Source organism: Burkholderia sp. 9120 (assembly GCF_000745015.1).
Taxonomy (GTDB): Bacteria; Pseudomonadota; Gammaproteobacteria; order Burkholderiales; family Burkholderiaceae; genus Paraburkholderia.
This window is the reverse complement of sequence record NZ_JQNA01000002.1, coordinates 446,043-472,128: the sequence shown is the minus strand read 5'-3', so window position 1 is coordinate 472,128 and position 26,086 is coordinate 446,043. Positions and strand designations below refer to the sequence as shown.

General features: G+C 63.8%; 20 protein-coding genes. 18 read left to right on the top strand and 2 right to left on the bottom strand.

What is annotated here, in order from left to right; genetic code table 11:
- Positions 1-2 precede the first annotated feature (2 nt).
- Both FA94_RS10325 and rlmD read left to right on the top strand, forming a co-directional pair.
- Entirely contained in the window at positions 3-779 is a 777-nt protein-coding gene (locus tag FA94_RS10325) for a 3'-5' exonuclease (RefSeq protein ID WP_035550433.1), read from the top strand.
- Between the two features lie 115 nt (positions 780-894).
- The gene (gene rlmD, locus FA94_RS10320; RefSeq protein ID WP_035550431.1) at positions 895-2,313 is read left to right on the top strand and encodes a 23S rRNA (uracil(1939)-C(5))-methyltransferase RlmD; all 1,419 of its coding nucleotides are present in this window, start codon (positions 895-897) and stop codon (positions 2,311-2,313) included.
- Positions 2,314-2,450: 137 nt separating this feature from the next.
- Here rlmD and FA94_RS10315 read toward each other — a convergent pair whose 3' ends face one another.
- On the bottom strand, positions 2,451-3,311 hold the full coding sequence (locus FA94_RS10315) for an outer membrane protein assembly factor BamD (protein ID WP_035550428.1): 861 nt from the start codon (positions 3,309-3,311) through the stop codon (positions 2,451-2,453).
- Between the two features lie 38 nt (positions 3,312-3,349).
- Here FA94_RS10315 and FA94_RS10310 point away from each other — a divergent pair, with 38 nt between their 5' ends.
- The 13 genes from FA94_RS10310 (at position 3,350) to FA94_RS10250 (ending at position 19,018) form a co-directional block, all read left to right on the top strand.
- Positions 3,350-4,687 (top strand): RluA family pseudouridine synthase, encoded by a 1,338-nt coding sequence (locus FA94_RS10310; RefSeq protein WP_035550426.1) that lies wholly within the window; start codon positions 3,350-3,352, stop codon positions 4,685-4,687.
- On the top strand, positions 4,684-5,541 hold the full coding sequence (pgeF, locus tag FA94_RS10305; RefSeq protein ID WP_035550423.1) for a peptidoglycan editing factor PgeF: 858 nt from the start codon (positions 4,684-4,686) through the stop codon (positions 5,539-5,541). Before FA94_RS10310 ends, pgeF begins: the two co-directional genes overlap by 4 nt.
- A gap of 623 nt (positions 5,542-6,164) precedes the next feature.
- On the top strand, positions 6,165-8,012 hold the full coding sequence (gene phaC / locus FA94_RS10300) for a class I poly(R)-hydroxyalkanoic acid synthase (RefSeq protein ID WP_035550421.1): 1,848 nt from the start codon (positions 6,165-6,167) through the stop codon (positions 8,010-8,012).
- A gap of 159 nt (positions 8,013-8,171) precedes the next feature.
- Positions 8,172-9,353 carry an acetyl-CoA C-acetyltransferase gene (locus tag FA94_RS10295; RefSeq protein ID WP_035550418.1) on the top strand — a complete coding sequence of 394 codons (1,182 nt, stop codon included), beginning with the start codon at positions 8,172-8,174 and terminating at the stop codon, positions 9,351-9,353.
- Between the two features lie 222 nt (positions 9,354-9,575).
- Entirely contained in the window at positions 9,576-10,316 is a 741-nt protein-coding gene (locus FA94_RS10290; protein ID WP_035550415.1) for a 3-ketoacyl-ACP reductase, read from the top strand.
- A 133-nt stretch (positions 10,317-10,449) separates the two neighbouring features.
- Positions 10,450-11,070, top strand: coding sequence for a polyhydroxyalkanoate synthesis repressor PhaR (phaR, locus tag FA94_RS10285; RefSeq protein WP_035550412.1), 621 nt, complete (start codon positions 10,450-10,452; stop codon positions 11,068-11,070).
- A 205-nt stretch (positions 11,071-11,275) separates the two neighbouring features.
- Entirely contained in the window at positions 11,276-12,298 is a 1,023-nt protein-coding gene (locus FA94_RS10280; RefSeq protein ID WP_051980519.1) for a tRNA dihydrouridine synthase, read from the top strand.
- A 301-nt stretch (positions 12,299-12,599) separates the two neighbouring features.
- Positions 12,600-13,991, top strand: coding sequence for a 30S ribosomal protein S12 methylthiotransferase RimO (gene rimO / locus FA94_RS10275; RefSeq protein WP_035550410.1), 1,392 nt, complete (start codon positions 12,600-12,602; stop codon positions 13,989-13,991).
- Between the two features lie 3 nt (positions 13,992-13,994).
- Positions 13,995-14,945, top strand: a complete 951-nt coding sequence (locus FA94_RS10270) for a sugar kinase (protein ID WP_035550406.1) — start codon at positions 13,995-13,997, stop codon at positions 14,943-14,945.
- Between the two features lie 74 nt (positions 14,946-15,019).
- Positions 15,020-16,204: a beta-ketothiolase BktB gene (gene bktB / locus FA94_RS10265; RefSeq protein WP_035550404.1), complete on the top strand. Its 1,185-nt coding sequence runs from the start codon at positions 15,020-15,022 to the stop codon at positions 16,202-16,204.
- Positions 16,205-16,393: 189 nt separating this feature from the next.
- Positions 16,394-17,005 (top strand): hypothetical protein, encoded by a 612-nt coding sequence (locus FA94_RS10260; protein ID WP_156126801.1) that lies wholly within the window; start codon positions 16,394-16,396, stop codon positions 17,003-17,005.
- A 169-nt stretch (positions 17,006-17,174) separates the two neighbouring features.
- A complete protein-coding gene (locus FA94_RS10255) occupies positions 17,175-18,359 on the top strand; it encodes a cystathionine beta-lyase (protein WP_035550398.1) in 1,185 nt (394 codons plus the stop codon).
- A gap of 209 nt (positions 18,360-18,568) precedes the next feature.
- Positions 18,569-19,018: a hypothetical protein gene (locus FA94_RS10250; RefSeq protein ID WP_035550395.1), complete on the top strand. Its 450-nt coding sequence runs from the start codon at positions 18,569-18,571 to the stop codon at positions 19,016-19,018.
- Positions 19,019-19,272: 254 nt separating this feature from the next.
- Here FA94_RS10250 and serB read toward each other — a convergent pair whose 3' ends face one another.
- Positions 19,273-20,112, bottom strand: coding sequence for a phosphoserine phosphatase SerB (gene serB / locus FA94_RS10245; protein ID WP_035550393.1), 840 nt, complete (start codon positions 20,110-20,112; stop codon positions 19,273-19,275).
- A gap of 268 nt (positions 20,113-20,380) precedes the next feature.
- Here serB and FA94_RS10240 point away from each other — a divergent pair, with 268 nt between their 5' ends.
- From FA94_RS10240 to ligD, 3 genes are all read left to right on the top strand, one after another.
- Positions 20,381-21,610, top strand: coding sequence for a cytochrome P450 (locus tag FA94_RS10240; RefSeq protein WP_035550390.1), 1,230 nt, complete (start codon positions 20,381-20,383; stop codon positions 21,608-21,610).
- 359 nt (positions 21,611-21,969) lie between these two features.
- Positions 21,970-23,031: a non-homologous end joining protein Ku gene (gene ku / locus FA94_RS10235; protein WP_035550388.1), complete on the top strand. Its 1,062-nt coding sequence runs from the start codon at positions 21,970-21,972 to the stop codon at positions 23,029-23,031.
- A 61-nt stretch (positions 23,032-23,092) separates the two neighbouring features.
- Positions 23,093-26,065, top strand: coding sequence for a DNA ligase D (gene ligD, locus FA94_RS10230; protein ID WP_035550385.1), 2,973 nt, complete (start codon positions 23,093-23,095; stop codon positions 26,063-26,065).
- Positions 26,066-26,086 lie beyond the last annotated feature (21 nt).

The following is a 26,086-nucleotide window of genomic DNA, read 5'->3' as shown; positions in this document are numbered from 1 at the left end:
TGATGACACCGATTCTTGTATTCGACATCGAGACGATTCCCGATGTCGCCGGCATTCGCCGCCTCGACAATTTGCCCGCCACACTGAGCGACGCCGAAGTCGCCGAGCACGCGTTCGCCGCGCGCCGCGAAAAGACCGGCGGCGATTTCCTGCCGCATCACCTGCAACGGGTCGCGGCGATTTCCTGCGTATTCCGCGACAACAACGGCTTCCGCGTGCGCTCGCTCGGCACGCTGCAAGACGGTGAAGCCGCGCTGGTGCAATCGTTCTATCGCGTCATCGAGAAGTACACGCCGCAGCTCGTGTCGTGGAACGGCGGCGGCTTCGATCTGCCGGTGCTGAACTACCGGGCGTTGGTCAACGGCATCCCCGCTCCCCGCTTCTGGGACCTCGGCGAGGACGACCGCGAGTTCAAGTGGAACAACTACATCAGCCGCTACCACGCGCGTCACACGGATCTGATGGACGTGCTCGCCATGTACCAGGCGCGCGCCAACGCGCCGCTCGACGCGCTCGCCAAGATGTGCGGCTTCCCCGGCAAGATGGGCATGGACGGCAGCCAGGTGTGGCACGCGTACCAGGAAGGGCGGATCGAAGAAATCCGCAATTACTGCGAAACCGATGTCGTGAATACTTACCTGTTGTATTGCCGGTTCCAGCTGATTCGCGGCGCGTTTTCCGCCGAAGAATATGCCGACGAAATCAATCTGGTGAAAAATGCGCTCGCGCAGGAGGCGGCGCCGCAATGGGCCGAGTATCTGGCGGCGTTCGATCAGTAGCAGGCCGATAGCCCGCTAGCCCGCTCGCCGTTGCCGCTTCGTTTGCCGAATCGCGGGCAAGGCGGGCGCTTCGTCTACAATCTCGCCTTCCCCCAAGTTTGTCAGGAAGTCGCAGGTGTCCCGAACTGCCCCCCATCGTCGCTCGCCGAAGCGACAGAAGTCGTCCCGGCCGGCGCCCGCACTCGTCGTCACCGGCAACGAGCCGGTCATTGAAATCGTTTCGCTCGATATGGAAGCGCGCGGCGTCGGCCGCGTCGAGACCGAAGACGGCACGCCCGGCAAGGTGATTTTTGTCGAAGGCGCGTTGCCCGGCGAGCGCGTCAGCTATTCGACGCATCGCAGCAAGGCGAAATTCGAACAGGCCGAGGTCGTGCAGGTATTGCGTGAAAGCGTGATCCGCACCCAGCCGAAATGCAGCTACTTCGATAGTTGCGGCGGCTGTTCGATGCAGCATCTCGACATCCGCGCGCAGGTCGCCGTCAAGCAGCGCGTGCTCGAGGACAATCTGAAGCATCTGGCGAAGCTGCGCCCGGAAACCGTATTCCGGCCGATTCACGGCCCGGCTTGGGGTTATCGCTATCGCGCCCGTCTGGCGGTGCGTTTTCTGCCCGAAAAGGGCGGCATGCGGATCGGCTTCCACGAGAAGAAGAGCAGCGATATCGCCGACATGAAGACCTGCGAGGTGCTGCCGCAGCATATATCGGCGATGCTGATGCCGCTGCGCTTCATGATCCGCAAGCTGTCGATCTACGAGCGTCTGCCGCAGATCGAGCTGGCGGTGGGTTCGTCGATCACCGCCATGGTGCTGCGCATCCTGGCGCCGATTACGGAGGCCGATGAACAGGTGCTGCGCGATTTCGCCGACCAGCACAAGGTGCAGTGGTGGCTGCAGCCGGGCGGCCCGGAAACGGCCGCGCCGTTCTATCCGCTCGACCAGCAGCTCGACTACACGCTGCCGGAATACGGCATCCGTATGCCGTTCAAGCCGACCGATTTCACCCAGGTGAATCACGCGATCAACCGCGTGCTGATCAGCCGCGCGTTGAGGCTGCTGGCGCCGGCGCGGTCCGACCGGGTGCTGGATCTGTTCTGCGGGATCGGCAATTTCACGCTGCCGCTCGCGCGGATCACGCGGGAAGTGGTGGGGATCGAAGGCAGTGAGGCGCTGACCTCGCGCGCGCTCGAGAATGCCGGGCTGAACGGTGTGGCGGGACATACGTCGTTTGCGTGCCGCAACCTGTTCGAAGTCACCGCCGACGACTTCCGCGCGCTCGGTCACTTCGACAAATTCCTGATCGATCCGCCGCGCGAAGGCGCGCTGGCCGTCGCCCGCGCGCTCGTGGAGATTGCGCAAAGCGGCAATGGTCCGCTGCCGAAGCGCATCGTCTATGTGTCCTGTGCGCCCGCTACGCTCGCGCGCGATGCCGGCCTGCTGGTGCACGATGCCGGCTACCGGTTGGTGGGCGCGGGCGTGGTGAACATGTTCCCGCATACGTCGCATGTGGAGTCGATTGCGTTGTTCGAGCGGGACTGAGTGCGGCGGCTGCCGGGTCGTAAGGCCTGCAAGCCGTACAAGCCGAGCTAGCCGCACAAACAAAAACGCCACGACCTTGGGTCGTGGCGTTTTTTCTTTCCAGGCTGACGCTGAATTTCAGCGTGCCGTGGTGCGGCTTAGAATTGCCACCACGACTTTTCCTTACCCGGCCGTGCATGACCCGTGATGTACGGGCTGTCCGGGAAGGTGCCGGCCAGCACGCGCTTGGTGTCGTCGGCCAGTTGCGGCTGGTTCAGCTTCTCGTACGACAGCATCATGATGTGCAGTGCGTCTTCAATAGCCGGTGCGTTCTTGTATTGCGTCAGCGCCAGTTGCGCGCGGTTGATCGCGGCGACATACGCGCCACGGCGGTAGTAGTAATCCGCCGCGTGGACTTCGTGCGAGGCCAGCGCGTTGACGATATAGCGCATGCGTTGCGCGGCGTCCGGCGCGTACTTGCTGTTCGGGTACTTGTCGACCACGACCTTGAACGCGTCATACGACTCGCGCAGCGACTTCGGATCGCGCTCGCTCATGTCCTGGCCGGAGAAGCGGCCGAACAGACCGAGGTCGTCGTTGAAGTGGATCATGCCCTTCAGGTAGTACGCGTAGGCGATGTCCGGGTGATCCGGATGCAACTGGATGAAGCGGTCGATCGCCTGGTCGGCGGCGGCGTTTTCATTGTCTTTCCAGTTGCAGTACGCGACGTTGATCTGCGCCTGCTGCGCGAAGTGGCCGAACGGATCGCGCCCCTCGAGCATTTCGAAGTACTTCGCGCACTTGCCGAAATCACCACCGGTCAAGGCGTCGTTCGCCTCCGTATATAATTTGTTGTTGTTCCACGTTGCCGTTTCGTCGGTCTTCTCCGGCAGGCCGTGACAAGCCGCAACAACGGCGACGGCTGCGGCACACGCAATGTATCCGGCCACTTTACGGGCCGCCTTCTTGATGGCCGCCAAATTGATCGCCGCTTTAGTGATGGTGTTCAAGGCTCGCATTTTCCAGTCTAGCTTTACGTCCAGGTGACCCAGACTCAATGACCCGCTCAAATACTCCAGGTACCGCAACCGGTGCCGGGAATAGCAACAAAGATTATAGCGTAAGCGCTGACCCCTCCGACGCGTTGGGCGTCGATTCCCTCGACGACGATCTCGGCAGCGACGCGCTAGACGCCGTCGACCCGCAAAGCCTTGCGCCGACGGTGGCTAACCGCGTCACGGACGAGACCCCGCGCTACATCGTCGTGCCCGACGAAATGGCCGGCGACCGGCTCGATAAGGTGCTGGCGAGGGTATTCCCCGAGTTCTCGCGTAACCGCCTGCAGAGCTGGATCGAGGCGGAGCGCGTGCGGATCGACGGCAAGCCCGCGAAGATCCGTCAGCCGGTGCCGCTCGGCGCGACTATCGAACTCGTGCCGGATCTGCTGCCCGAACAACTCGCGTTCACGCCGGAGCCGGTGCCGCTCGAGATCGTCTATGAAGACGATACGCTGGTGGTCATTAACAAGCCGGCCGGCATGGTCGTGCATCCGGCTGCCGGCAACTGGAGCGGCACGCTCCTGAACGGCCTGCTGTACCGCTACGGCGACGCGGCGGCGGGCTTGCCGCGCGCGGGTATCGTGCACCGGCTCGACAAGGAAACTTCCGGGCTGATGGTGGTGGCGCGCACGCTCGAAGCGCAGACCGATCTGGTGCGCCAGTTGCAGGCGCATACGGTGAAGCGCCGGTATCTCGCGCTGGTGTGGGGCAACATGCCCGAGAGCGGCACGATCGACGCGCCGATCGGCCGCGATCCGCGTGAACGCACGCGCATGGCGGTGGTGACGGGCGCGACGGGCAAACCGGCGCGCACGCATTTCCGGCGCGTCGAAACGGCGATCTGGGAGCGCCAGCCGGTGACCGCGATTACCTGCGATCTGGAAACCGGTCGCACCCATCAGATTCGCGTGCATTGCGCGCATATCGGGCATCCGCTGCTGGGCGATCCGGTGTATGGGCACGCGCGCGGCAAGCGCTCGGTCAAGCCGCTGCCCGGCGGCTTCGCGCGTCAGGCGCTGCATGCCTGGCGGCTGGGGCTGACGCATCCGAAAACCGGCCGCACGATGAACTGGCGCGCCAATGTGCCGGAGGACATGGAGGCATTGTCGGTGGCCTTGGGTCTCGGGCGAGACGACGCGGGCGAGTTCGACGAGACGTATTACGAGGACGACGACTACGACGCGTCGCTCGACGGCGATGCCGACGAAGACGGCGCGCTCGACCACGACGACGCGGACGACGATCACGATCACGACGGCGAAAACGATCACGACGGCGACCACGGCGACGACGATCAGGACGAAGCCGGCCCCCACGACAAGGACGATCGCACATGAGTGTGCCGGAACTGAGCTTTGCCGATCTCGTGCAGCCCGCGTGGAACGTCTCGCCGCGCGTGCGCGCGCTGGTCACCACGCGCAACGGCGGCGTGAGTCTGCCGCCGTTCGGCCGCTGGCAGGACGGTGCGGAGCAGCCCGGCGGCCTGAATCTGGGCATGAAAGCCGGCGACGATCCGGCCGCGGTCGCGATCAACCGCGCGCGGCTGCTGGCACTCGCGGGCGTGAGCGAGGCCGCGTGGCTCGAGCAGATTCACGGCGCGGGGATCGTGCGCGCGGAAGACGTGCTGGCGCAGCGTCACGCGAGCGATACGCCGACGCGCGCCGATGCCAGCATCACCGATCGTCCCGGCACCGTCTGCGTGGTGATGGTGGCCGACTGCATGCCGGTGCTGTTCTGCGACGAAGCGGGCCGCGCGGTCGGCGCCGCGCACGCGGGGTGGCGTGGCCTGGCGGCGGGCATCGTCGAACAGACGGCGCAGCGCGTCGCCGAACTCGCGGGTGTCGAGACAAGCGCATTGCACGCTTATCTCGGACCGTCGATCGGGCCCGATGCATTCGAGGTCGGTGCAGACGTGCGTGACGCCTTCATGAACGGCGTGGACGGCGCACAACGCGAGGCGACGGCGAATGCGTTCGTCGGGCGTCCGCACAATCCGGGTAAATATCTTGCCGATCTGCCGGCGCTGGCGCGTTTGCGTTTGCAACGGCTCGGTGTGACGCGCGTGGTCGGCGGCGATCTTTGCACGGTCACGCAACGCGATCGTTTCTATTCCTATCGCCGCGATCGCGAGACCGGCCGCATGGCCGCGCTGATCTGGCTGGACGATCAGGTAAAGGCGATCGCCGACTAGTTCAGCTGCAAAAAAACGCTACCCACGCCCGCATGACCACGCCTTTCTTCACCGGCGCGATCATGCGGGCGTGCTGCGTTTGGGGATCCCCTGGAAGCCTGCCGGAAAGCCCGCGGCCCATTCCTGCGGACCCGCGTATGAGGGTTTGTTCGGAGACGCGGCACGCTATTTTGCTGCACTGCCGGAATTCTCTGAGCTAGCGCAAAACTGCCGCAAAAAAGCGCCACACGCGAACGGATAAACACACATAAGCCCATGCTCTATGGGAGCTTTTTTCGCCTGTTCGCACTTCCGTTCACTCATGTCGCAAAAGCGCGATCTTCTACACAGGGAAAACGATAATTAAAAAACTATCGCACTGCGGCAAAATCAGGAACAAGCATTGACATGCCTTGCGATGGGGAGCAAGAATGTTCCTCACGGCTCCTCGTGCAGGACAGGGCGTGACGAGGTCGCGAGCAATCGCCCACTTGCGCACGAACCTGCCTCTCAACCCGTCCGCAAGGACTTACCGGTCAAAAGCAGGCATGGCAGCATCACATTCCTCAGCTTCCCCCAGCACGGACTCCTCGAAGGAGCAGACGCAGCAGGCCGGTACGAGCGGTGCAACGCCAGCCGCAGGCATGCAGCAATTACTCGACCTGTGGATGAATGCGTGGCGTTCGGTCGGTACGCAGCCTGGCGGCAACGGCTTGCCGTTCGCCATGCCGCAAATGCCCACTGTCCCGAACATGCCGCAAATGGGCGTCCCGCCCTTGGCGGGATTCGGTATGCCGCAAATGCCGTCGTTCCCGGGCATGCCCGACTTCAGCAAGCTGGCCGCGGGCGGCATGCCGTCGCTGCCGTCCTTCGCCGGTTTGAATATTCCGAGCGCCGCGATTCCTTCGGAGCGGATGCAAAAACTGCAGGCCGATTATTCGCGTGAGGCACTGGAGTTGATCCAGCAAGCCACCTCGTCGGCCGTCAAGTCCCCCGAACTCAAGGATCGCCGCTTCAGTTCCGAAGCATGGAGCGCAGCGCCGGCCTACGCGTTTACCGCCGCCTGGTATCTGTTGAATGCGCGCTATCTGCAAGAGATGGTCGACGCGCTCGACACCGATCCGAAGGTGCGCGAACGGGTTCGTTTCGCGGTCCAGCAGTGGACCGCGGCGGCCTCGCCGAGCAACTTCTTCGCGTTGAATCCGGAAGCGCAAAAGACCTTGCTGGACAGCAAGGGCGAGAGCTTGCGCCAGGGTGTGATGAACCTGCTCGGCGACTTGCAGCGCGGCAAGATTTCGCAGACCGACGAATCGCGTTTCGTGGTCGGCGAAAACCTCGCGAACACCGAAGGCTCGGTCGTGTTCGAAAACGAGCTGATGCAGGTGATCCAGTACAAGCCGCGCACGGCTACCGTGCGCGAGCGGCCTTTGCTGATCGTGCCGCCTTGCATCAACAAGTTCTACATTCTCGATCTGCAGCCGGAGAATTCGCTGGTCGCGCACGGGCTCGATTCGGGGCACCAGGTGTTCCTGATTTCGTGGCGCAATGCGGATCAGTCGATCGCGCATAAAACGTGGGACGACTACATCGGCGACGGCGTGCTGCGCGCTATCGAAACGGTCAGCAAGATCAGCGGCCGTGAGCAGATCAACACGCTCGGTTTCTGCGTGGGCGGCACGATGCTCGCCACCGCGCTGTCAGTGGCCGCGGCGCGTGGCGAACATCCGGCGGCGTCCATGACCCTGCTCACCGCGATGCTCGACTTCACCGACACCGGCGTGCTCGACGTGTTCGTCGACGAGCAGCATGTGCAGATGCGCGAGCAGACCATCGGCGGCAAGAGCGGCTCGGCGCCGGGACTCATGCGCGGTATCGAATTCGCCAACACGTTCTCGTTTTTGAGGCCGAACGATCTGGTGTGGAACTACGTCGTCGACAATTACCTCAAGGGTCGCACGCCGGTGCCGTTCGATCTGCTGTACTGGAACAGCGACTCGACCAGCCTGCCGGGTCCGATGTACGTCTGGTATCTGCGCAATACCTACCTCGAGAATCGTCTGCGCGAGCCGGGTGCGTTGACCACCTGCGGCGAGCCGGTCGATCTGTCGAAGATCGACGTGCCGACCTTCATCTACGGTTCACGCGAAGACCATATCGTGCCGTGGCAAACGGCGTATGCGTCGGTGCCGCTGCTTAGCGGGCCGTTGAAGTTCGTGCTCGGCGCGTCGGGTCACATCGCGGGCGTGATCAATCCGCCGGCCAAGAAGAAGCGCAATTTCTGGATGCTGGAAGGCGATGCGAAGACGCTGCCGGAAAGCGCCGACGCATGGTTCGACGCGGCGACCGAAGTGCCTGGCAGCTGGTGGCCCGAATGGTCCACGTGGCTCGACCAGTACGGCGGCAAAAAGGTTAAACCGCGCGCGGCGGCCGGTTCGGCGGACTATCCGGTCATCGAGCCGGCGCCGGGACGTTACGTGCGGCAACGGGAGTAGGTTTGAACGCGCGTCACAGCGCGGTGTCGCGTGCCGTTGCAGAGGTTGCAACGCGCGCGACTGAACGAGTCAGAGCGCAAGTGCTGCGAGATTGAGCAACGAGATTTTTAACTTGACGGGCTGCGGCGCAGTTGGCTGGCTTGCCCGGAGGATATAGAAATGACTGATGTTGTGATCGTATCGGCCGCCCGTACGGCAGTGGGCAAATTCGGTGGGTCGTTGGCGAAGGTCGCCGCGCCCGAGCTTGGCGCCACGGTGATTCGTGCCGTACTCGAACGGGCCGGTCTGAAGCCCGAGCAGGTGAGCGAAGTGATTCTGGGTCAGGTGCTGACCGCGGCTTCCGGCCAGAATCCGGCGCGTCAGTCGCTGATCAAGGCGGGCTTGCCCAATGCCGTGCCGGGCATGACGATCAACGTGGTGTGCGGCTCGGGCCTGAAGGCCGTGATGCTGGCAGCCAACGCGATTATCGCGGGCGACGCCGACATCGTGATTGCCGGCGGCCAGGAAAACATGAGCGCCGCGCCGCACGTACTGCCGGGCTCGCGCGACGGTTTCCGCATGGGTGACGCGAAGCTGGTCGATTCGATGATCGTCGACGGCCTGTGGGACGTCTACAACCAGTACCACATGGGCGTGACGGCGGAAAACGTCGCCAGGGAATACGGCATTACGCGCGAGCAGCAGGACGCGTTTGCAGCGGCGTCGCAGAACAAGGCGGAAGCCGCGCAGAAGGCCGGCCGTTTCGACGACGAAATCGTGCCGGTCGAGATTCCGCAACGCAAGGGCGAGCCGCTGCGTTTCGCGACCGACGAATTCGTGCGCCACGGCGTGACGGCTGAATCGCTGTCGGGTCTGAAGCCGGCGTTCTCGAAGGAAGGCTCGGTGACGGCCGCCAACGCGTCGGGTCTGAACGACGGCGCTGCCGCAGTGCTGGTGATGTCGGCGAAGAAGGCCGAAGCGCTCGGCCTCAAGCCGCTCGCGCGCATCAAGGCATACGCCACCTCGGGTCTGGATCCGAAGGTGATGGGCATGGGCCCGGTGCCGGCTTCGCGCCGCTGTCTCGAGCGCGCGGGCTGGACGCCGGCCGACCTTGACCTGATGGAAATCAACGAAGCGTTCGCCGCCCAGGCGTGCGCGGTGAATCAGCAGATGGGCTGGGACACGTCGAAGATCAACGTGAATGGTGGCGCGATTGCGATCGGCCATCCGATCGGTGCGTCCGGTTGCCGGATTCTCGTCACGCTGCTGCACGAAATGCAGAAGCGCGATGCGAAGAAGGGTCTGGCGTCGCTGTGTATCGGCGGCGGCATGGGCGTCGCGCTGGCGATCGAGCGCGATTAACCGGTTCGGGTTCGGGTTCAACAGGTAGGTGTGTCGTGCGGGACGGGCGTCCATGAGGCGCCGGTTTCGCGTCACGTAGGAATGCCACGCGCCGCAGGGCAGCAGGGAGCGTGTGGCTGAAATGGCCTCGTCGGCCGGTCGCCCGGCGGCAGCGGAGATGAAGTATCAGGCGAGGGAAGAGGCGCCGGTCGGCGCCTCGAAAACGATAACGGAGTGTGGTTTATGACACAGCGAATTGCGTACGTAACGGGCGGGATGGGTGGCATCGGCACGAGCATTTGCCAGCGGCTGCACAAAGAAGGCTACAAGGTGGTCGCGGGCTGCGGCCCGAACTCGCCGCGCCGTGTGAAGTGGCTCGAAGAGCAGAAGGCGCTGGGCTACGATTTCATCGCGTCCGAAGGCAACGTCGGCGATTGGGAATCCACCAAGGTCGCGTTCGACAAGGTCAAGAGCGAAGTCGGTGAGATCGACATTCTGGTGAATAACGCCGGTATCACGCGCGACGTGGTGTTCCGCAAGATGACGCACGAAGACTGGACGGCGGTGATCGACACCAACCTGACCAGCCTGTTCAACGTCACCAAGCAGGTGATCGACGGCATGGTCGAGCGCGGCTTTGGACGGATCGTCAACATCTCGTCAGTGAACGGTCAGAAGGGCCAGTTCGGCCAGACCAATTACTCGACCGCGAAGGCCGGCATTCACGGCTTCACGATGTCGCTGGCGCAGGAAGTGGCCACCAAGGGCGTGACGGTCAACACCGTGTCGCCGGGCTACATCGGCACCGATATGGTCAAGTCGATCCGGCCGGACGTGCTGGAGAAAATCGTCGCAACGATTCCGGTGCGTCGTCTCGGCCAACCGGACGAAATCGGTTCGATCGTCGCGTGGCTCGCGTCGGAAGAATCGGGTTTCTCGACGGGCGCTGACTTCTCGCTGAATGGTGGTTTGCATATGGGCTGAGTCACCGGCGCGCCGCTCACAAGGCAGCGCGCCATGGCTCAGATGGTTCCGGCGGCGTCTCGCTGCGCAATGGCCCGATTGCGCAGCCGGTATGACGCCGTTTCCGCGCTCAACTCGCGCTCAAAGGCGTTAAATGACTACTACTACAAAGAAAACAGCCGAACGACTGATCAAGAAATATCCGAATCGTCGGCTCTACGATACCGAGACAAGCACGTACATCACGCTGACTGACGTGAAGCAACTCGTGCTGGATCAGGAGGATTTCAAGGTCATCGATGCAAAGAGCAACGAGGATCTGACGCGCGCCATTCTGTTGCAGATCATTCTCGACGAGGAAAGCGGCGGCTTGCCGATGTTCTCGTCGTCGATGTTGTCGCAGATCATCCGCTTCTACGGTCATGCGATGCAGGGCATGATGGGCACGTATCTCGAGAAGAACATCCAGGCCTTCATCGACATTCAGGCGAAGCTCGCCGACCAGTCGAAAAATCTGTACGAAGGCAAGGCGATGAATCCCGAAGTCTGGTCGCAATTCATGAACATGCAGGCGCCGATGATGCAGGGCATGATGACCAGCTACATCGAGCAGTCGAAGAACATGTTCGTGCAGATGCAGGAGCAGATGCAGACCCAGGCGAAGTCGATGTTCGCGACCTTCCCGTTTACGCCCGGTGGTCCGGTCAATGCCGGCACGGCGCCGGGTAATCCGCAGGCCAATCCGCAAGGCAATCCTGAGCCGGAGAAAAAGTAAGCGCACAGGGGTGGGCGGTCCGGCCGCGGGCGCATGGCGTCGCGCGGTACAATCGCGGGCTGCGTGTGTGGGGCATTTTCTTCGGAGAGGGCGCTCTGGCCGCCCATTCCATCCCCACTCCGACGGTCAATCTCATGTTTCGTGGATGTCCCACTCCCACCTGTTTCCGGCAACAGCGCTGCGTTGACGCGGCGCTCGCCTCGCCGTGAGCCGGTTGTTTCTCGCCCCGATGGAAGGGGTCGCCGATTACGTGCTGCGCGACGTGCTGACCAGCACGGGCGGCTTCGACGGGTGCGTGTCCGAATTCGTCCGCGTGACGGGCTCGCTGCTGCCCGATCGCGTCTACGAACGGGAAGCGCCTGAAATCCTGCACGGTGGCCGTACTCTCAGCGGCACGCCGACGGTGATCCAGTTGCTCGGTAGCGATCCTGAATGGATGGCCGCCAACGCGGAGCGTGCGGCTCGGCTATCACCGCATGGGGTCGATCTGAACTTCGGCTGTCCCGCGAAGATCGTCAATCAGCACGGCGGCGGGGCGATGCTGCTGGGCGACCCTGAACAACTGCACCGGATTGTTTCGGCCGTGCGCGCGGCGGTGCCGGCGAGCCTGCCTGTGACCGCGAAAATGCGCCTCGGCGTGGCCGATACATCGCTCGCAATTGACTGCGCGGTGGCGCTGGCGGAAGCGGGCGCGGCGTCTCTCGTCGTGCATGCCCGAACCCGCGACGACGGTTACCGGCCGCCGGCCCACTGGGAGTGGATCGCCGCGATCGACGCCGCCGTCGACGTGCCGGTCGTTGCGAACGGCGAAGTGTGGACGGTGGCGGACTGGGAGCGATGCCGGGCGGTCAGCGGCTGTGAGGACGTGATGATCGGACGTGGCGCGGTGTCGGATCCGTTTCTGGCGCTGCGCATACGCGGCCTGATGGCGCGAAATCCCTCCGATGAGGAATGGCCGATCGTGTTGGGTTATATCGCCGGGTATCTGCGTAAATTGCAGGCTCGTGCCACGCATCTTCACGAGCACGGGCGCGTCAAGATGTGGCTGAGCTACCTGAAGCGCACCTGGTCGCAGGCCGTTGAGCTGCATGCGTCGATCCGAAGGTTGCATGATTCGCGGGAGATTCTTGAGGTGATCGAAGCGTCGTTGGCGCCCAAGGGTTTTGCGCCGGATCCTACGACAATCGGAGTATTGCCAGGCGAGCGTCGGTTGCTTACGATCCTATAACGATCAGGCCCTGCCTGATCGACCGTCGAACGGGGCAACTCGGCGACAAATACGGTCCTGGACCGCCAGGCAGCCGCTTAAGCGGCTGTTTTCATTTGCAGCGGCCAACCAGAGCATGGTCCGCTTGCAGCGCACATGGCGCTCACGCGGCGCGCGAACAGCCGCCCGCCAGCACGGTACAATAGTAGGCTGCGTGTGCGGGCGTTCGCCCGGGGCTGTGTCGTCGCCTCGCAGGCCGTATTGCATCGTCTTGCACCGTCCCCATTGTCGTTACCGTCACCGCTATACGCCGGACCCACCTATGTCGCAGACCACTTCCCCCGCCGCGCCGACCGCTTCAGCTCCGAAGGTCGGATTCGTTAGCCTCGGCTGCCCGAAAGCCCTCGTCGATTCCGAGCAGATCATCACCCAGTTGCGCGCCGAAGGTTACGAGATTTCCGGCACCTACGACGGCGCGGACCTCGTGGTCGTCAATACCTGCGGCTTCATCGACGAGGCGGTGCAGGAAAGTCTCGACGCGATCGGCGAAGCGCTCAACGAAAACGGCAAGGTGATCGTCACCGGCTGTCTGGGCGCGAAGAAGAGCGCGAGCGGCTCCGGCCTGATCGAAGAAGTGCACCCGAAGGTGCTGGCCGTGACCGGCCCGCACGCGCTGGGCGAAGTGATGCAGCACGTGCATACCCATCTGCCGAAGCCGCACGATCCGTTCATTGATCTCGTGCCCGCCGCCGGCGTGAAGCTCACGCCGCGCCACTACGCGTACCTGAAAATTTCCGAAGGCTGCAACCACCGCTGCACGTTCTGCATCATCCCGTCGATGCGCGGTGACCTCGTGTCGCGCCCCGTCGCCGACGTGATGCTCGAAGCGGAAAACCTGTTCAAGTCCGGCGTGAAGGAACTGCTGGTGATTTCGCAGGACACGAGCGCCTACGGTGTGGACGTCAAATATCGCACGGGTTTCTGGAACGGCAAGCCGATCAAGACGCGCATGACCGACCTGGTCGGCGCGCTCGGCGAACTCGCCGCGCAGTACGGCGCCTGGGTGCGCCTGCACTACGTGTACCCGTACCCGAGCGTCGACGACGTGATTCCGATGATGGCCGAAGGCCCGTACAAGGGTCACGTGCTGCCGTACCTCGACGTGCCGTTCCAGCATGCGCATCCGGAAGTGCTCAAGCGCATGAAGCGCCCGGCCAACGCCGAGAAGGTGATGGAGCGTGTGAAGAAGTGGCGCGAAATGTGCCCGGATCTGACGATCCGCAGCACGTTCATCGCCGGTTTCCCGGGTGAAACCGAAGAGCAGTTCCAGACGCTGCTCGACTTCATCCGCGAAGCGGAACTGGATCGGGTCGGCTGCTTTGCGTACTCGCCGGTGGAAGGCGCCACGGCCAACGAACTCGACGGTGCGTTGCCCGACGAAGTCCGCGAAGAACGTCGCGCGCGTTTCATGGAAGTGGCCGAAGAAGTCTCGGCGAAGCGCATCGCGAAGAAGGTCGGCAAGACGCTGAAAGTGCTGGTCGACGAGATCAATGCCGACGGCGGCATCGGTCGCACCGCGGCAGACGCGCCGGAGATCGACGGCGTCGTGTATATCGCGCCGACAACCAAGGCGTCGAAGCGCTACAAGGTCGGCGATTTCGTGTCGGTGAAGATCACCGGCGCCGACGGCCACGATCTGTGGGGCGAGGTTTAAACAATGACGGTTAGCGCAACCGCTGCCCAGCCGGCACGGACTCCCGAGATCCTCGCGCTCGGCGAGGCGATGATCGAATTCAACCAGTCGGCGAAAGATCAGCCGAACTATCTGCAAGGCTTCGGCGGCGATACGTCGAACTTCTGCATCGCCGCCGCGCGGCAAGGCGCACGGACCGGTTTCGTGTCCGCGGTCGGCGCGGATCATTTCGGTCGTCTGCTGATCGATCTGTGGGAACGCGAGCTGGTGGATACGGCGTTGGTCAACGTCGATCAGCACGCGTCCACCGGCGTGTATTTCGTGTCGCACGGGCCTGACGGCCACGCGTTCGACTATCTGCGCGCCGGTTCGGCCGCGAGCCGCTATGCGCCGCACGATCTGCCGCGCGACGCGATTGCCGCGGCCAAGGTCGTTCATCTGTCCGGAATCAGCCTCGCGATCAGCCTGAGCGCCTGTGACTCGGCGCTGGAAGCGATCGCGCATGCGCGTGCCAATGGCGTGCGCGTGAGCTTCGACACCAACCTGCGTTTGAAGCTGTGGCCGCTGGCACGGGCTCGCGCCGTGATGCTCGAGGCGATCCGCCAGACCGACATCTGCCTGCCGAGCTGGGACGACGTGACCGACCTCACCGGTTTGACCGGCCGCGACGAAATCGTCGATTTCCTGTTGTCGCACGGCCCGCGCGTGGTCGCGCTCAAACTCGGCAAGGAAGGCTCGTACATCGCGACGCCGGACGAGCGGCGCGTCGTGCCGGGCTATACGGTCAATGCCGTCGACGCCACCGGTGCCGGCGACTGCTTCGGCGGCGCGTTTATCGCGCGTGTGGTGGCGGGTGACGATCCCTTTACCGCGGCGCGCTATGCGAACGTCGCCGCAGCGCTGTCCACGCAAGGCTACGGCGCGGTCGCGCCGATTCCTTCGCGGGCAACCGTCGAACAGCAATTGGCGGCCTGACGCCACGCGCCTGGAAGTAAAGCGCGGCAGGCCCCCGGCAAGATTATCTTGAGAGACTAGAAGAGGAGCGAGCGATGCAACGAGACGTAGTGGTGGTGAGCGGTGTGCGTACGGCAATCGGCGGTTTCGGCGGCAGTCTGAAGGATTTTCCGCCGACCGATCTCGGCGCACGCGTCGTGCGTGAAGCGCTGGCGCGCGCCAACGTATCGGGCGACGAAGTCGGGCACGTGGTGTTCGGCAACGTCGTGCACACCGAGCCGAAAGACATGTATCTGGCGCGCGTGGCCGCGATCAACGGCGGCGTCGCGCAGCACGCGCCCGCGTTGACCGTGAACCGCCTGTGCGGTTCGGGCTTGCAGGCCATCATCTCGGCCGCGCAAAGCGTGCTGCTCGGCGACGCCGACATCGCGATCGGCGGCGGAGCGGAAAACATGAGCCGCGCGCCGTACTCGATGCCCGCCGCCCGCTTCGGCCAGCGCATGGGCGACGCGCGCCTCGTCGACATGATGGTCGGCGCGCTGAACGACCCGTTCCAGTCGATCCACATGGGCGTGACCGCCGAAAACGTCGCGCGTCAGTACGACATCTCACGCGAAACGCAAGACGCGCTCGCGCTCGAATCGCATCGTCGCGCGGCCAACGCGATCGCGAACGGTTACTTCAAGGACCAGATCCTGCCGATCACGATTCCGTCGAAGAAGGGCGACGTCGTGTTCGATACGGACGAACACGCGCGCCTGAACGCCACGCCGGAAGACTTTTCCAAGCTCAAGCCGGTGTTCGCGAAGGAAAACGGCACGGTCACGGCCGGCAACGCGTCGGGCATCAACGACGCCGCTGCGGCCGTCGTGCTGATGGAGCGCAGCGTCGCCGAGCAGCGCGGCATCAAGCCGCTCGCGCGGCTGGTGTCGTATGCGCATGCGGGTGTCGATCCGGCGTACATGGGTATCGGTCCGGTGCCGGCCACCCGCAAGGCGCTGGAGCGCGCGGGTTTGACGGTCGCCGATCTCGACGTGATCGAAGCCAACGAAGCGTTCGCCGCGCAGGCTTGCGCGGTCAGCAAGGAGCTCGGCTTCGACCCGGCCAAGGTGAATCCGAACGGTTCGGGCATTTCGCTCGGTCATCCGATCGGGGCGACCGGCGCGTTGATTACCGTGAAGGCGCTGTATGAGTTGCAACGTGTCGGCGGCCGCTATGCACTGGTGACGATGTGCATCGGCGGCGGACAAGGGATAGCGGCGATCTTCGAACGGATCTGAGTCTGATTCCGCGTCCGAGATTCGAGATCTGAAGCTCGCGACGGTCGCGATCGTCGCGAGCAGCTAGCAAGCAGGTAGCAAGCAACGAGGAAGGTTTTGATGCAGGAATTGAACGCGAAAAACGCAGCGAAGAACGCAGCAGAGCGCGGAGCAAAGCACGCTGCAAAGCGGCGGCGCGGTTGGGCCGTGATGAGTGTTGCCGCGTTGCTGTGTGCCGGCGCGGGGGCGTGGATGCCCACGCAGGCCTGGGCGGAAAGCGACGCGGTAAAGGAGCTGGCGGCGCCACCGGCGATCCAGTTGCCGCTCAAGCCGAGCCCCGAGTTCGCGAAATTCCCACGCTACGCCGGCATGCTGGGCGCGCGTCAGATCGTGCTGCGACTCGGCGCGAAAACCGACGATCCGTCCGGCGTGCACGGCGAGTATCAATTCACGGACACCGGCGAGGTGATCCTGATCGCCGGCGACCACGACGGCGACACGCTCGAGGTCGAGGAATCGAACGACGGCACGCATATCACCGGCAACTGGGTCGGCAAGTTCGCAGCGGACGGCTCGGTGGCGGGCGATCGTATGAATGTCGACGATTCCGACCCGCAGCCGTTCGATCTGAAGCCGCTGGCAGCGGGACAGGCGGTGCCGCGTCCCGGCGCACCGGCCTCGGCGACTGCGGCGGTCGGCGCGAATCAGGCGGTCGCTGCACCGCAGGCGTCCGCGGGCGGAGTGGTTGCCGCGCCGGGTTCGGCGCCCGCAAACGGCGGCCACGCCGTGGGCGGCGTCAGCAATCTGCAAACCGGCGAATGAAGCCGCTCACGCGCGGGCCTCACAGTCCGCGCGTGAGCGAGTCCGTGCGCGCGTCCATGCACGAGACAACACCACGCCGGCTCGCCGACTGTGTCGGCTGCGACCGCTGCGGCGTCTGTCCTGAAACCGCATACTCTTCGTCTCTGTCTGTCTTTCACCGAATCTCACCATGACCCAATCCAAACTCAAACGCGCTCTGCAAACTCGTATCGTGCGAGCCGAGGACCAGCTCACGCCGGGCTTCGAGTCGTTCTCGACGCCGGTCACGCGCGCGTCGACGGTCGTGTTCCCCGATCTCGCGACCATGCGCGCGCTCGACTGGAAAAACGACGCGCAGTGGCGCTACGGCCTGCACGCCACGCCGACTTCGCTGGTGCTGGCGCAGCGGCTGGCCACGATCGAAGGCGGCCATCACGCGCTGCTGCAGCCGTCCGGGTTGTCGTCGATTTCGAACGTGTATTTCGGCCTCGTCAAGGCGGGCGACGACGTGCTGATTCCCGATAACGTCTACTCGCCGAACCGCGATCACGGTGACTGGCTGGCACGCGATTTCGGCGTCACGGTGCGCTATTACGATCCGCTGATCGGCGCGGGCATTGCCGATCTGATCCAGCCGAACACGCGGCTGATCTGGCTCGAAGCGCCCGGCTCGGTGACGATGGAAGTCGCCGACGTGCCGGCGATCACGGCGGTGGCGCGGGCGCGCAACGTCGTCACGGCGATCGACAACACGTGGTCGGCCGGGCTCGGTTTCCGGCCGTTCGACCACGGCGTCGACATTTCGGTGCAGGCGCTGACCAAATACCAGTCAGGCGGCGGCGACGTGCTGATGGGCGCGACGATTACCGTCGATCGCGAACTGCATCTGAAGCTGAAAGCGGCGCGTATGCGCATGGGGATCGGCGTGTCGTCGGACGATTGTTCGCTGATTCTGCGCAGCCTGCCGAGCATGCAACTGCGCTTCGCGCAGCATGACCGGGCGGCGCTCGAACTCGCCACCTGGCTGAAGACGCGGCCTGAAATCGCCGCGGTGTTGCACCCGGCGCTGGCCGATTGCCCGGGTCACGAGTTTTTCAAACGCGACTTCACGGGCGCGGGCGGTTTGTTTTCCGTGGTGTTCGACGGTCGCTACAGCGCGGCGCAAATCGACACGTTCTGCGAGTCGCTCGAACTCTTCTCGATCGGCTGGAGCTGGGGCGGCGCGCAGAGCCTCGTGATGCCGTACGACGTCGCGTCGATGCGTACTGCCGGGCAATGGCCGCATCGCGGCACGCTGGTGCGCTTCTACATGGGTCTCGAAGAAGCGGCGGATCTGCGCGCGGATATCGAACAGAGTCTGGCGGCGTTGGGTTGAACGACTGAGCCGTATCCCGCGAAGATTCGTCGACGATTCGCTGAAGATTCGAAGGACGGTCAAGCCCATCGGGACATGCTCCCGGTGGGCTTTTTTGTTTGTCAAGATAGCCGGTTGACCTGACCATCCGGCCGAATGTTCAGCGCGACGTTGCGCCGCTACGATGGTGTGCATCCCGACTAACGGTTGCCCCATCATGGTGAGTGTCGATGAATCTATTCTTCTGGACGTTGCTGAATCTTGGCGTGCCGATCATCGGCCCGATCTTTACGCTCGCGCTCGTCGCCCCCGCGCGCGGCTGGCGCGCCGCGGGAACACTGATCGCCGCGTCGGTGAAAGACGGCCAACTGTTCTGGTGTGCGACCGGTTTATGTGCGTCCGCGATTTATGAGGGATTGACGGAGTTGGAGCGCGGGAGCGACAACGTGTCGATGCTGGAGATCGGCACGGTGGCCTGTTGTCTGGTTGGCTTTTCGTGTTCGGTCATCGTCATGGCGTGCCTGCTCGACGCGCATGACGAACGGGCAAGAGCAAGGGGGCGCGCTCAGCGCACCGCGTTCGTTGCCGGAGGATTTCCGCGAGCTGCGATCGGCACGTCGATTTTCCTGGTGGCTGCCGCCGCTATTTTGTTTGCATTCATTCACGCCTATCCACTATAGGTTTTTTCAGATAGCAGGGCATTTAGACTGCGGTTTTCAGCGAGGTACGTATGAAGACAATAGCCACTTATTTCGAATCCAGCGAAAATGTCGAACGCTTTGTGGTGCGCGTCGGCACCTTTGCGACTGTCACTGCACTGCTCACGTCCGTGGCACTTCTTATCGATATCCTAAATAGATAAGCCACCCGGTCAACGCCGGTCGGCAGGATTTCGGCTGGCGGCACTTCGTAAAAGTCCGCCAGCGGTTACGCTTCAGAACAGCCGCAACAAACCATCCAGTCCCACGTAGTTGAACGCCACGCTAGCCGCTTCGCGCACCACCGGCTTTGCGCGGAATGCCACTGACAATCCGGCTTCGGCCATCATCTTCAGATCGTTCGAGCCGTCGCCCATGGCAATCGCGCGAGTCGGCTTGATGCTCAACTGGGTGCAGATTTCGCGCAGCGTGCGTGCTTTCACGTCGGCGTTGACGATCTCGCCGATCACCTTGCCGGTCAGCTTGCCGTCCACGATTTCGAGCGTGTTGGCGCGGATGAAATCCAGGCCCAGGCGCTGCTTCAGTTTTTCGGTGAAGAACGTGAAACCGCCCGACACCAGCAGCGTTTTTAATCCGGCGGCCTTGGCGCCCGCCAGCATCTGTTCCGCGCCGGGCGAGAGTTGCAGCCGTTCTTCGTAAACACGTTCGAGCGCGCTGGCGTCGAGACCCTGGAGCAGGGCGACGCGACGCGTCAGGCTCTCGTTGAAATCCTTGATTTCGCCGCGCATCGAGGCCTCGGTGATCGCGGCGACTTCGGCTTTCAGGCCGCAGAAATCGGCGATCTCGTCGATGCATTCAATCGTGATTAGCGTCGAATCCATGTCCATCGCGACCAGCCCGAAGTCACGCAGCTCGCGGCCGGCTTCGACGAAGGCGTAATCCAGTCGATGGGTAGCGCAGTAGACATCAAGGTCGGCGCGCTGGTCGACGTTGGCGTCGGCAATGCGAAGCGCGTTCGCGTCGATCGGGGTGGCGTGCGAGCCGCGTGCCAGCGCGATCAGCGTTTTGTGATGGTCGACGGAAAGAGGAGCAGGGCTTTGAATGACGAGGTTCATGGACGACGCAGAGACGCAGAAGAGGACGGGGACGCAGCGCGCGCGGAAAATCCCGCTATTGTAACGGGTCGTCGGCGGGCGTTCGGGGAGCACGGGCGGGTGCAATCCTGACCTGCGCGGTTCATACTGGCGCATCGAACGACGCCTCTTCGTCGTTGCAGCCATCGACGCCGCCTCAGCTACGCAAGCGCCACCCGGCGCCTCGCACGGCACGGCACGAAGTGCAACGACACAAACCAATGAGGCGCACCCCTTACGGAGACAACGCATGCCCCCGGCGACCGCCAGCGATCCATCCACCCTCGCGCGCGAGTTCGATCTGCGCCATCTGAACCCTGCGTTCTACGCCGACCCCTATCCGGTCTACCACGCGCTACGCACACACGAACCGATCCGCCGCATGCCCGACGGCTCCTTGTTTCTGACAAGGTTTCGTGACGTCCAGGCCGTCTATCGCGATCCGAAAACCTTCAGCTCCGACAAGACCGTCGAATTCAAACCGAAGTACGGCGACTCGCCGCTCTACGCGCATCACACAACGAGTCTGGTTTTCAACGATCCGCCCCGTCATACGCGCGTGCGCAAACTGATCGCGGGGGCGTTGACGGCGCGCGCGATCGCGGCAATGGAACCGGGGCTGGTCCGTCTCGTCGATGGTCTGCTCGACGCGGCCGCCGAACGCGGGCGCCTTGATCTGATTGGCGCGTTTGCATCGGCGATTCCGGTCGAGATTATCGGTAACCTGCTCGACGTGCCGCACGCTGAGCGCGAGCCGTTGCGCGACTGGTCGCTTGCGATACTCGGCGCGCTCGAACCGTCGCTGACCGACACCCAACTCGAGCGGGGCAATCGCGCGGTGAGCGAATTCGTCGCCTATTTGCGCGATCTGGTCGCGCGGCGGCGGCGCGAGCCGGGCGACCCGCAGCACGACGTGCTGACGCGTCTGATTCAGGGCGAAGAGGGTGGCGAGCAGTTGTCGGAGATGGAACTCCTGCAGAACTGCATTTTCATTCTGAACGCCGGGCATGAGACGACCACCAACCTGATCGGCAACGGCCTCGTCACGCTTACCGAGTGGCCTGAGGCGCGCGGCGCTTTGTTGGCCGAGCCGTCGCTGATCGAGTCCGCGGTCGAGGAATGTTTGCGCTTCGAAAGTTCGAATCAGTTGGGCAACCGGATGGCGACGGTCGACACCGAGATCGGCGGCTTCGCGGTCGCGCGCGGCACGCCGCTCACGTTGTGCATCGGCGCGGCCAATCGCGATCCTGAGCAATTCGCGGAGCCGGACCGGTTCGATATTCGTCGCACGCCGAACCGGCATCTCGCGTTCGGCTTCGGCATTCATCAGTGCGCGGGGTTGTCGCTCGCACGGCTGGAGGCGCGGATTGCGATCGGCCGGTTTGTGCAGCGGTTTCCGGATTACCGGCTGGACGGTGAGCCGACGCGCGGCGGGCGTGTGCGGTTTCGAGGCTTCGCCGCGGTGCCGGTGGCGCTGTAGGCGCGGCCGGTGGCTTGGAGCGCAGCGGCCGGTTTCTTGGCAAGGCGGCCGACTTTGTAGCGCAGCGGCGGGTTTCTTGGCGAGGCGGCCGACTTCGTAGCACAGAGGTTGGCTTCGTAGAGCGAAGGCTAGCTTTGTACAGTAGCGGCGGGTTTCTTGGCGCGGCGGCCCGCTTCGTAGGGTAGCGCCGAGCTGCATAGCGGAACCCGGCTCCGTAGCTTTTGCCAGTCTGACGCAAGACTTACAACCCGCGTCTCGACGCAGTCAGCGCCGCATCACCGCGCTGCGCGCCGATCCGCAGCGTCACCCCGTGGCACGCCATCTGCTTCACCTAAGCTCTCGGGCCAACGGAGCGGATGATGGCACACATGATCTGGAAGGGCGCAATCAGCTTCGGCCTCGTCCACGTGCCGGTGCAGTTGTATCCGGCGACGCAGTCGGAGAAAGTCGGTTTCAATCTGCTGGACAAACGCACGATCGACCCGATCGGCTACAAGCAGATCAATAAGCGCACCGGCAAAGACGTGACGCGCGAGAACATCGTGCGCGGCTTCGAATACGAGAAGGACAAGTACGTCGTGCTGTCGGACGACGAGATTCGCTCGGCGAATCCCGAGTCGACACAGACGGTCGATATTCTCGCTTTCGTCGACGCGCCGGCCATCTCGTTCCTCTATCTCGACACGCCCTACTTCCTGACGCCGGACCGCAAGGGTGAAAAGGTCTACGCGCTGCTGCGCGAAGCGATGAAGGCGACCGGCAAGATCGGCGTGGCGAACGTCGTACTTCACAACAAACAGCATCTTGCCGCGCTGATTCCCGTCGGGCCCGTGCTGGCGCTCAATACGCTGCGCTGGGCCGCCGAGGTGCGCGACTTCGACGAATTCAAGCTGCCGGCCGACGGCATGAAAGCCGCCGGCGTGAGCACGCGCGAACTCGACATGGCGAAAAAGCTGATCGAGGACATGAGCGACGCCTGGGACCCGTCGAACTATCACGACACGTTCCACGACGACATCATGTCGCTGGTCGATCGCAAGATCCGGGCGGGTAAGACCGAGGAGATCACTGAAGTCGAAACGCCGCGCGAGTCGCGTCGCTCGGCCGATATTCTCGATCTGTCCGATCTGCTCAAACGCAGTCTGGGACGCGGCAAAGGCAAGCCGGCGACCGGCGGCCGCAAGCGTGCCGCCGCCGATGAAGACGACGCAGGCGATACGGGCGACGAGGCGGATGCCGAAGCGAGCGCCCCGGCTCGCAAAAAACCTCGTTCGACGCGCGGAGCCGGTGCGGCGAGCACGACGCGCAGTCGGACCAGCAGTGCCGGCGACGCAAGCCGTGCCGCATCAAAGTCAGCGAAGAAGTCAAAGGCCGCATCAACATCCGCACCGGCAGCGCGTAAACGCCGCGCGGCCGCTTGACGACCCGCCCCACGCGCGACAGACAGCCCACACTCTTCCAATCCGCGACGACGTCACCGCCATGACCGACCGACTCGATCTCTACACCCGCAAGCGACGTTTCGACGAAACGCCGGAGCCTTCGGGCGTGCGCGTCGGCGGCAAGAAAACCGCACGGAAAAGTGCGTCGCGCGACGTGGACCACGCCTTGTCGTACGTGATCCAGGAGCATCACGCTCGTCGTCTGCATTACGATTTTCGGCTCGAACTGAACGGTACGCTGCTGTCGTGGGCCGTGCCGAAAGGGCCGAGTCTCGATCCGTCGGTGAAGCGGCTTGCGGTGCATGTCGAGGATCATCCGGTCGAGTACGGTTCGTTCGAAGGGGAGATTCCGCCGGGCAATTATGGCGCGGGGACAGTGATCGTTTGGGATCGTGGCACGTGGGAGCCGCTTGGCGGCACGAAGGAGGCAGTTCGATCCTACGAGGCGGGCAAGCTCAAGTTCAGGCTCGATGGTGACAAGCTGCACGGCGGCTGGACGCTCGTGCGCAGCCACATGCGCGGCAGCGGCGACAAGGAGCAGTGGCTGTTGATCAAGGAGCGCGACGACGAAGCGCGCGAGGAAAGCGAGTACGACGTGCTGATGGCGCGGCCGGGGAGTGTGCTGGGCGACAGTGCTTCTTCGCGGGGTAAAGGAGCGAAGACGGCGGCGCGAAGCCGCGCCACGCCGAAGCGGGCAGAGCGGGGTGCAGGCAAGGATCTCGACGACAAGCCCGGCAAGGACTCAGTCAAGGGCTCCGACAAGGGCTCCGTCGCTCATTCCCACACTCGCCCCGCAAAAAAAGACCGCAGCAACCGCCCCGACATCGTCGCGACACGTACGGCCCAGTCGCTGCGTGAGCTTGCCCAATCACCGTCGATAGAAGGCGCGCTCAAAGCCCGCTTGCCCGCCACCCTCAAGCCGCAACTGGCAACACTCATCGACAGCGCTCCGCCGGGCGACGCGTGGTCGTACGAAATCAAGTTCGACGGTTACCGCATCCTGACCCGCATCGACTCAACAGCCAAAACCGCCAGGATCAAGCTATTCACCCGTGCCGGCAATGACTGGACCGCGAAGTTCAGCAAGCAGGTCAAGGCGTTGGAGCGGCTCGGCGTGGACAGCGCGTGGCTCGACGGCGAAGCGGTCGTGCTCGACGAACACGGCGTGCCGAGCTTCCAGGCGCTGCAAAACGCGTTCGACGCGAATCGCCCGCAGGACATCGTCGTCTATCTTTTCGATCTGCCTTTCCTGAACGGCTTCGACTTGCGCGGCGTGCCGCTCGAACAGCGCCGCGCCATCCTGCGTGCGCTGCTTGAGGACGTCGACGACTCCGTGCTGCGCTTTTCGAACGATTTCGAATTCAGCGCCGACGATCTGCTGAAAAGCGCCTGCGATATGGCGCTCGAAGGCATCATCGGCAAGCGACGCGACAGCGGTTATCTGTCGGGGCGCTCGTCGTCGTGGATCAAGCTGAAGTGCCGGCGACGCCAGGAGTTCGTGATCGGCGGCTACTCGGAGCCGGCCGGTAGCCGCGCGGCGTTCGGTGCGCTGCTGCTCGGCGTCTACGACGGCAACGGTCAATTGCGCTACGCGGGACGCGTCGGCACCGGCTTCGACGCCGCGCTGCTGCGCTCGCTCAAGAAGCAGCTCGATGCTCACGAGACGCAACGCATGCCGTTTGCCTCAGCGCCGCGCGAGCGCAGCCGCACGCCGGTCCATTGGATCGAGCCGGTGCTCGTCGCCGAGTGCAACTTCGCCGAATGGACTGGCGATGGCATCGTGCGGCAGGCGTCGTTCGTGAGTTTGCGCAACGACAAACCGGCGCGCCAGATCGTCAAGGAAGCCCCCCGTCAAGGAGCCGACGTGCAGGAACAAACCGATACCGCGTCCGACGCTGCGCCGAAGAAGCGCGGTGCGAGGAATACGACTGCAGCTAGAACTGCCGCGACAAAAACCGCTGCGACAAAAACCGCGACGACGAAGACTACTGCGCCGAAAAGCGCAACGAAGGAATCCGCGTCGTCGAAAAGACCCACCGCAAAATCCACCACGCCAGCCACCGCAACAAAACGCGCGACAAAGCCCGTCACCGCCAAATCAGCCAGACCCACAGCATCCCCCACCGAAGTCGCCAACGTGCGCGTCTCGCACCCCGACCGCGTGATCGACAAAAGCACCGGCACGCACAAAATCGACCTCGTGCGCTACTACGAATCCATCGCCGACTGGATGCTGCCGCATCTGAAAGGCCGGCCGGTCTCGCTGGTGCGGGCGCCCGAGGACATCGGCGGCGAATTGTTTTTTCAGAAGCATAGTCAGAAACTGTCGATTCCGAACGTCGAGCAGCATCCCGGCCTCGACCCCGGCCATCCGCCGCTGATCACCGTCGACACGCTCAAGGCGCTGATCGGCGCGGCCCAGATGGGCACGGTCGAATTCCACACATGGAATGCCGTCGTGTCGAACATCGAGAAGCCCGACCGGATGGTGTTCGATCTCGACCCGGACACATCGCTCGACTGGCAGCGCATGATCGAGGCCGCGCATCTGACCCGTTCGCTGCTCGAAGAGTTGGGCCTTGCGTCGTTCTGCAAGACGAGCGGCGGCAAAGGGCTGCACGTGGTCGTGCCGCTCGCGAAGCAGGCCGGCTGGGACGACGTGAAGGGCTTCTCGCAAGCCGTCGCGCAGCACATGGCGGCCACGTTGCCCACGCATTTCAGCGCGAAGATGGGCGCGCAGAATCGCAAGGGGAAAATCTTCGTCGACTATCTGCGCAACAACCGCGGCTCCAGCACGGTGGCCGCCTTCTCGGCGCGCGCGCGGCCCGGCCTGGGCGTTTCCGTGCCGCTGTCGTGGGACGAAGTCGCCGCCACCACGGCCGGCGATCAATGGTCCATCGAGAACCTGCACGAGCGGCTGGCGGACCTCAAGCGCGATCCGTGGGCCGACTATGCAAAGACGCGTCAGCGCCTCACCGCGGCCATGAAAAAACGGCTGGAAGGTGCGCGTTAACGACAATCGGCAATCGACGAT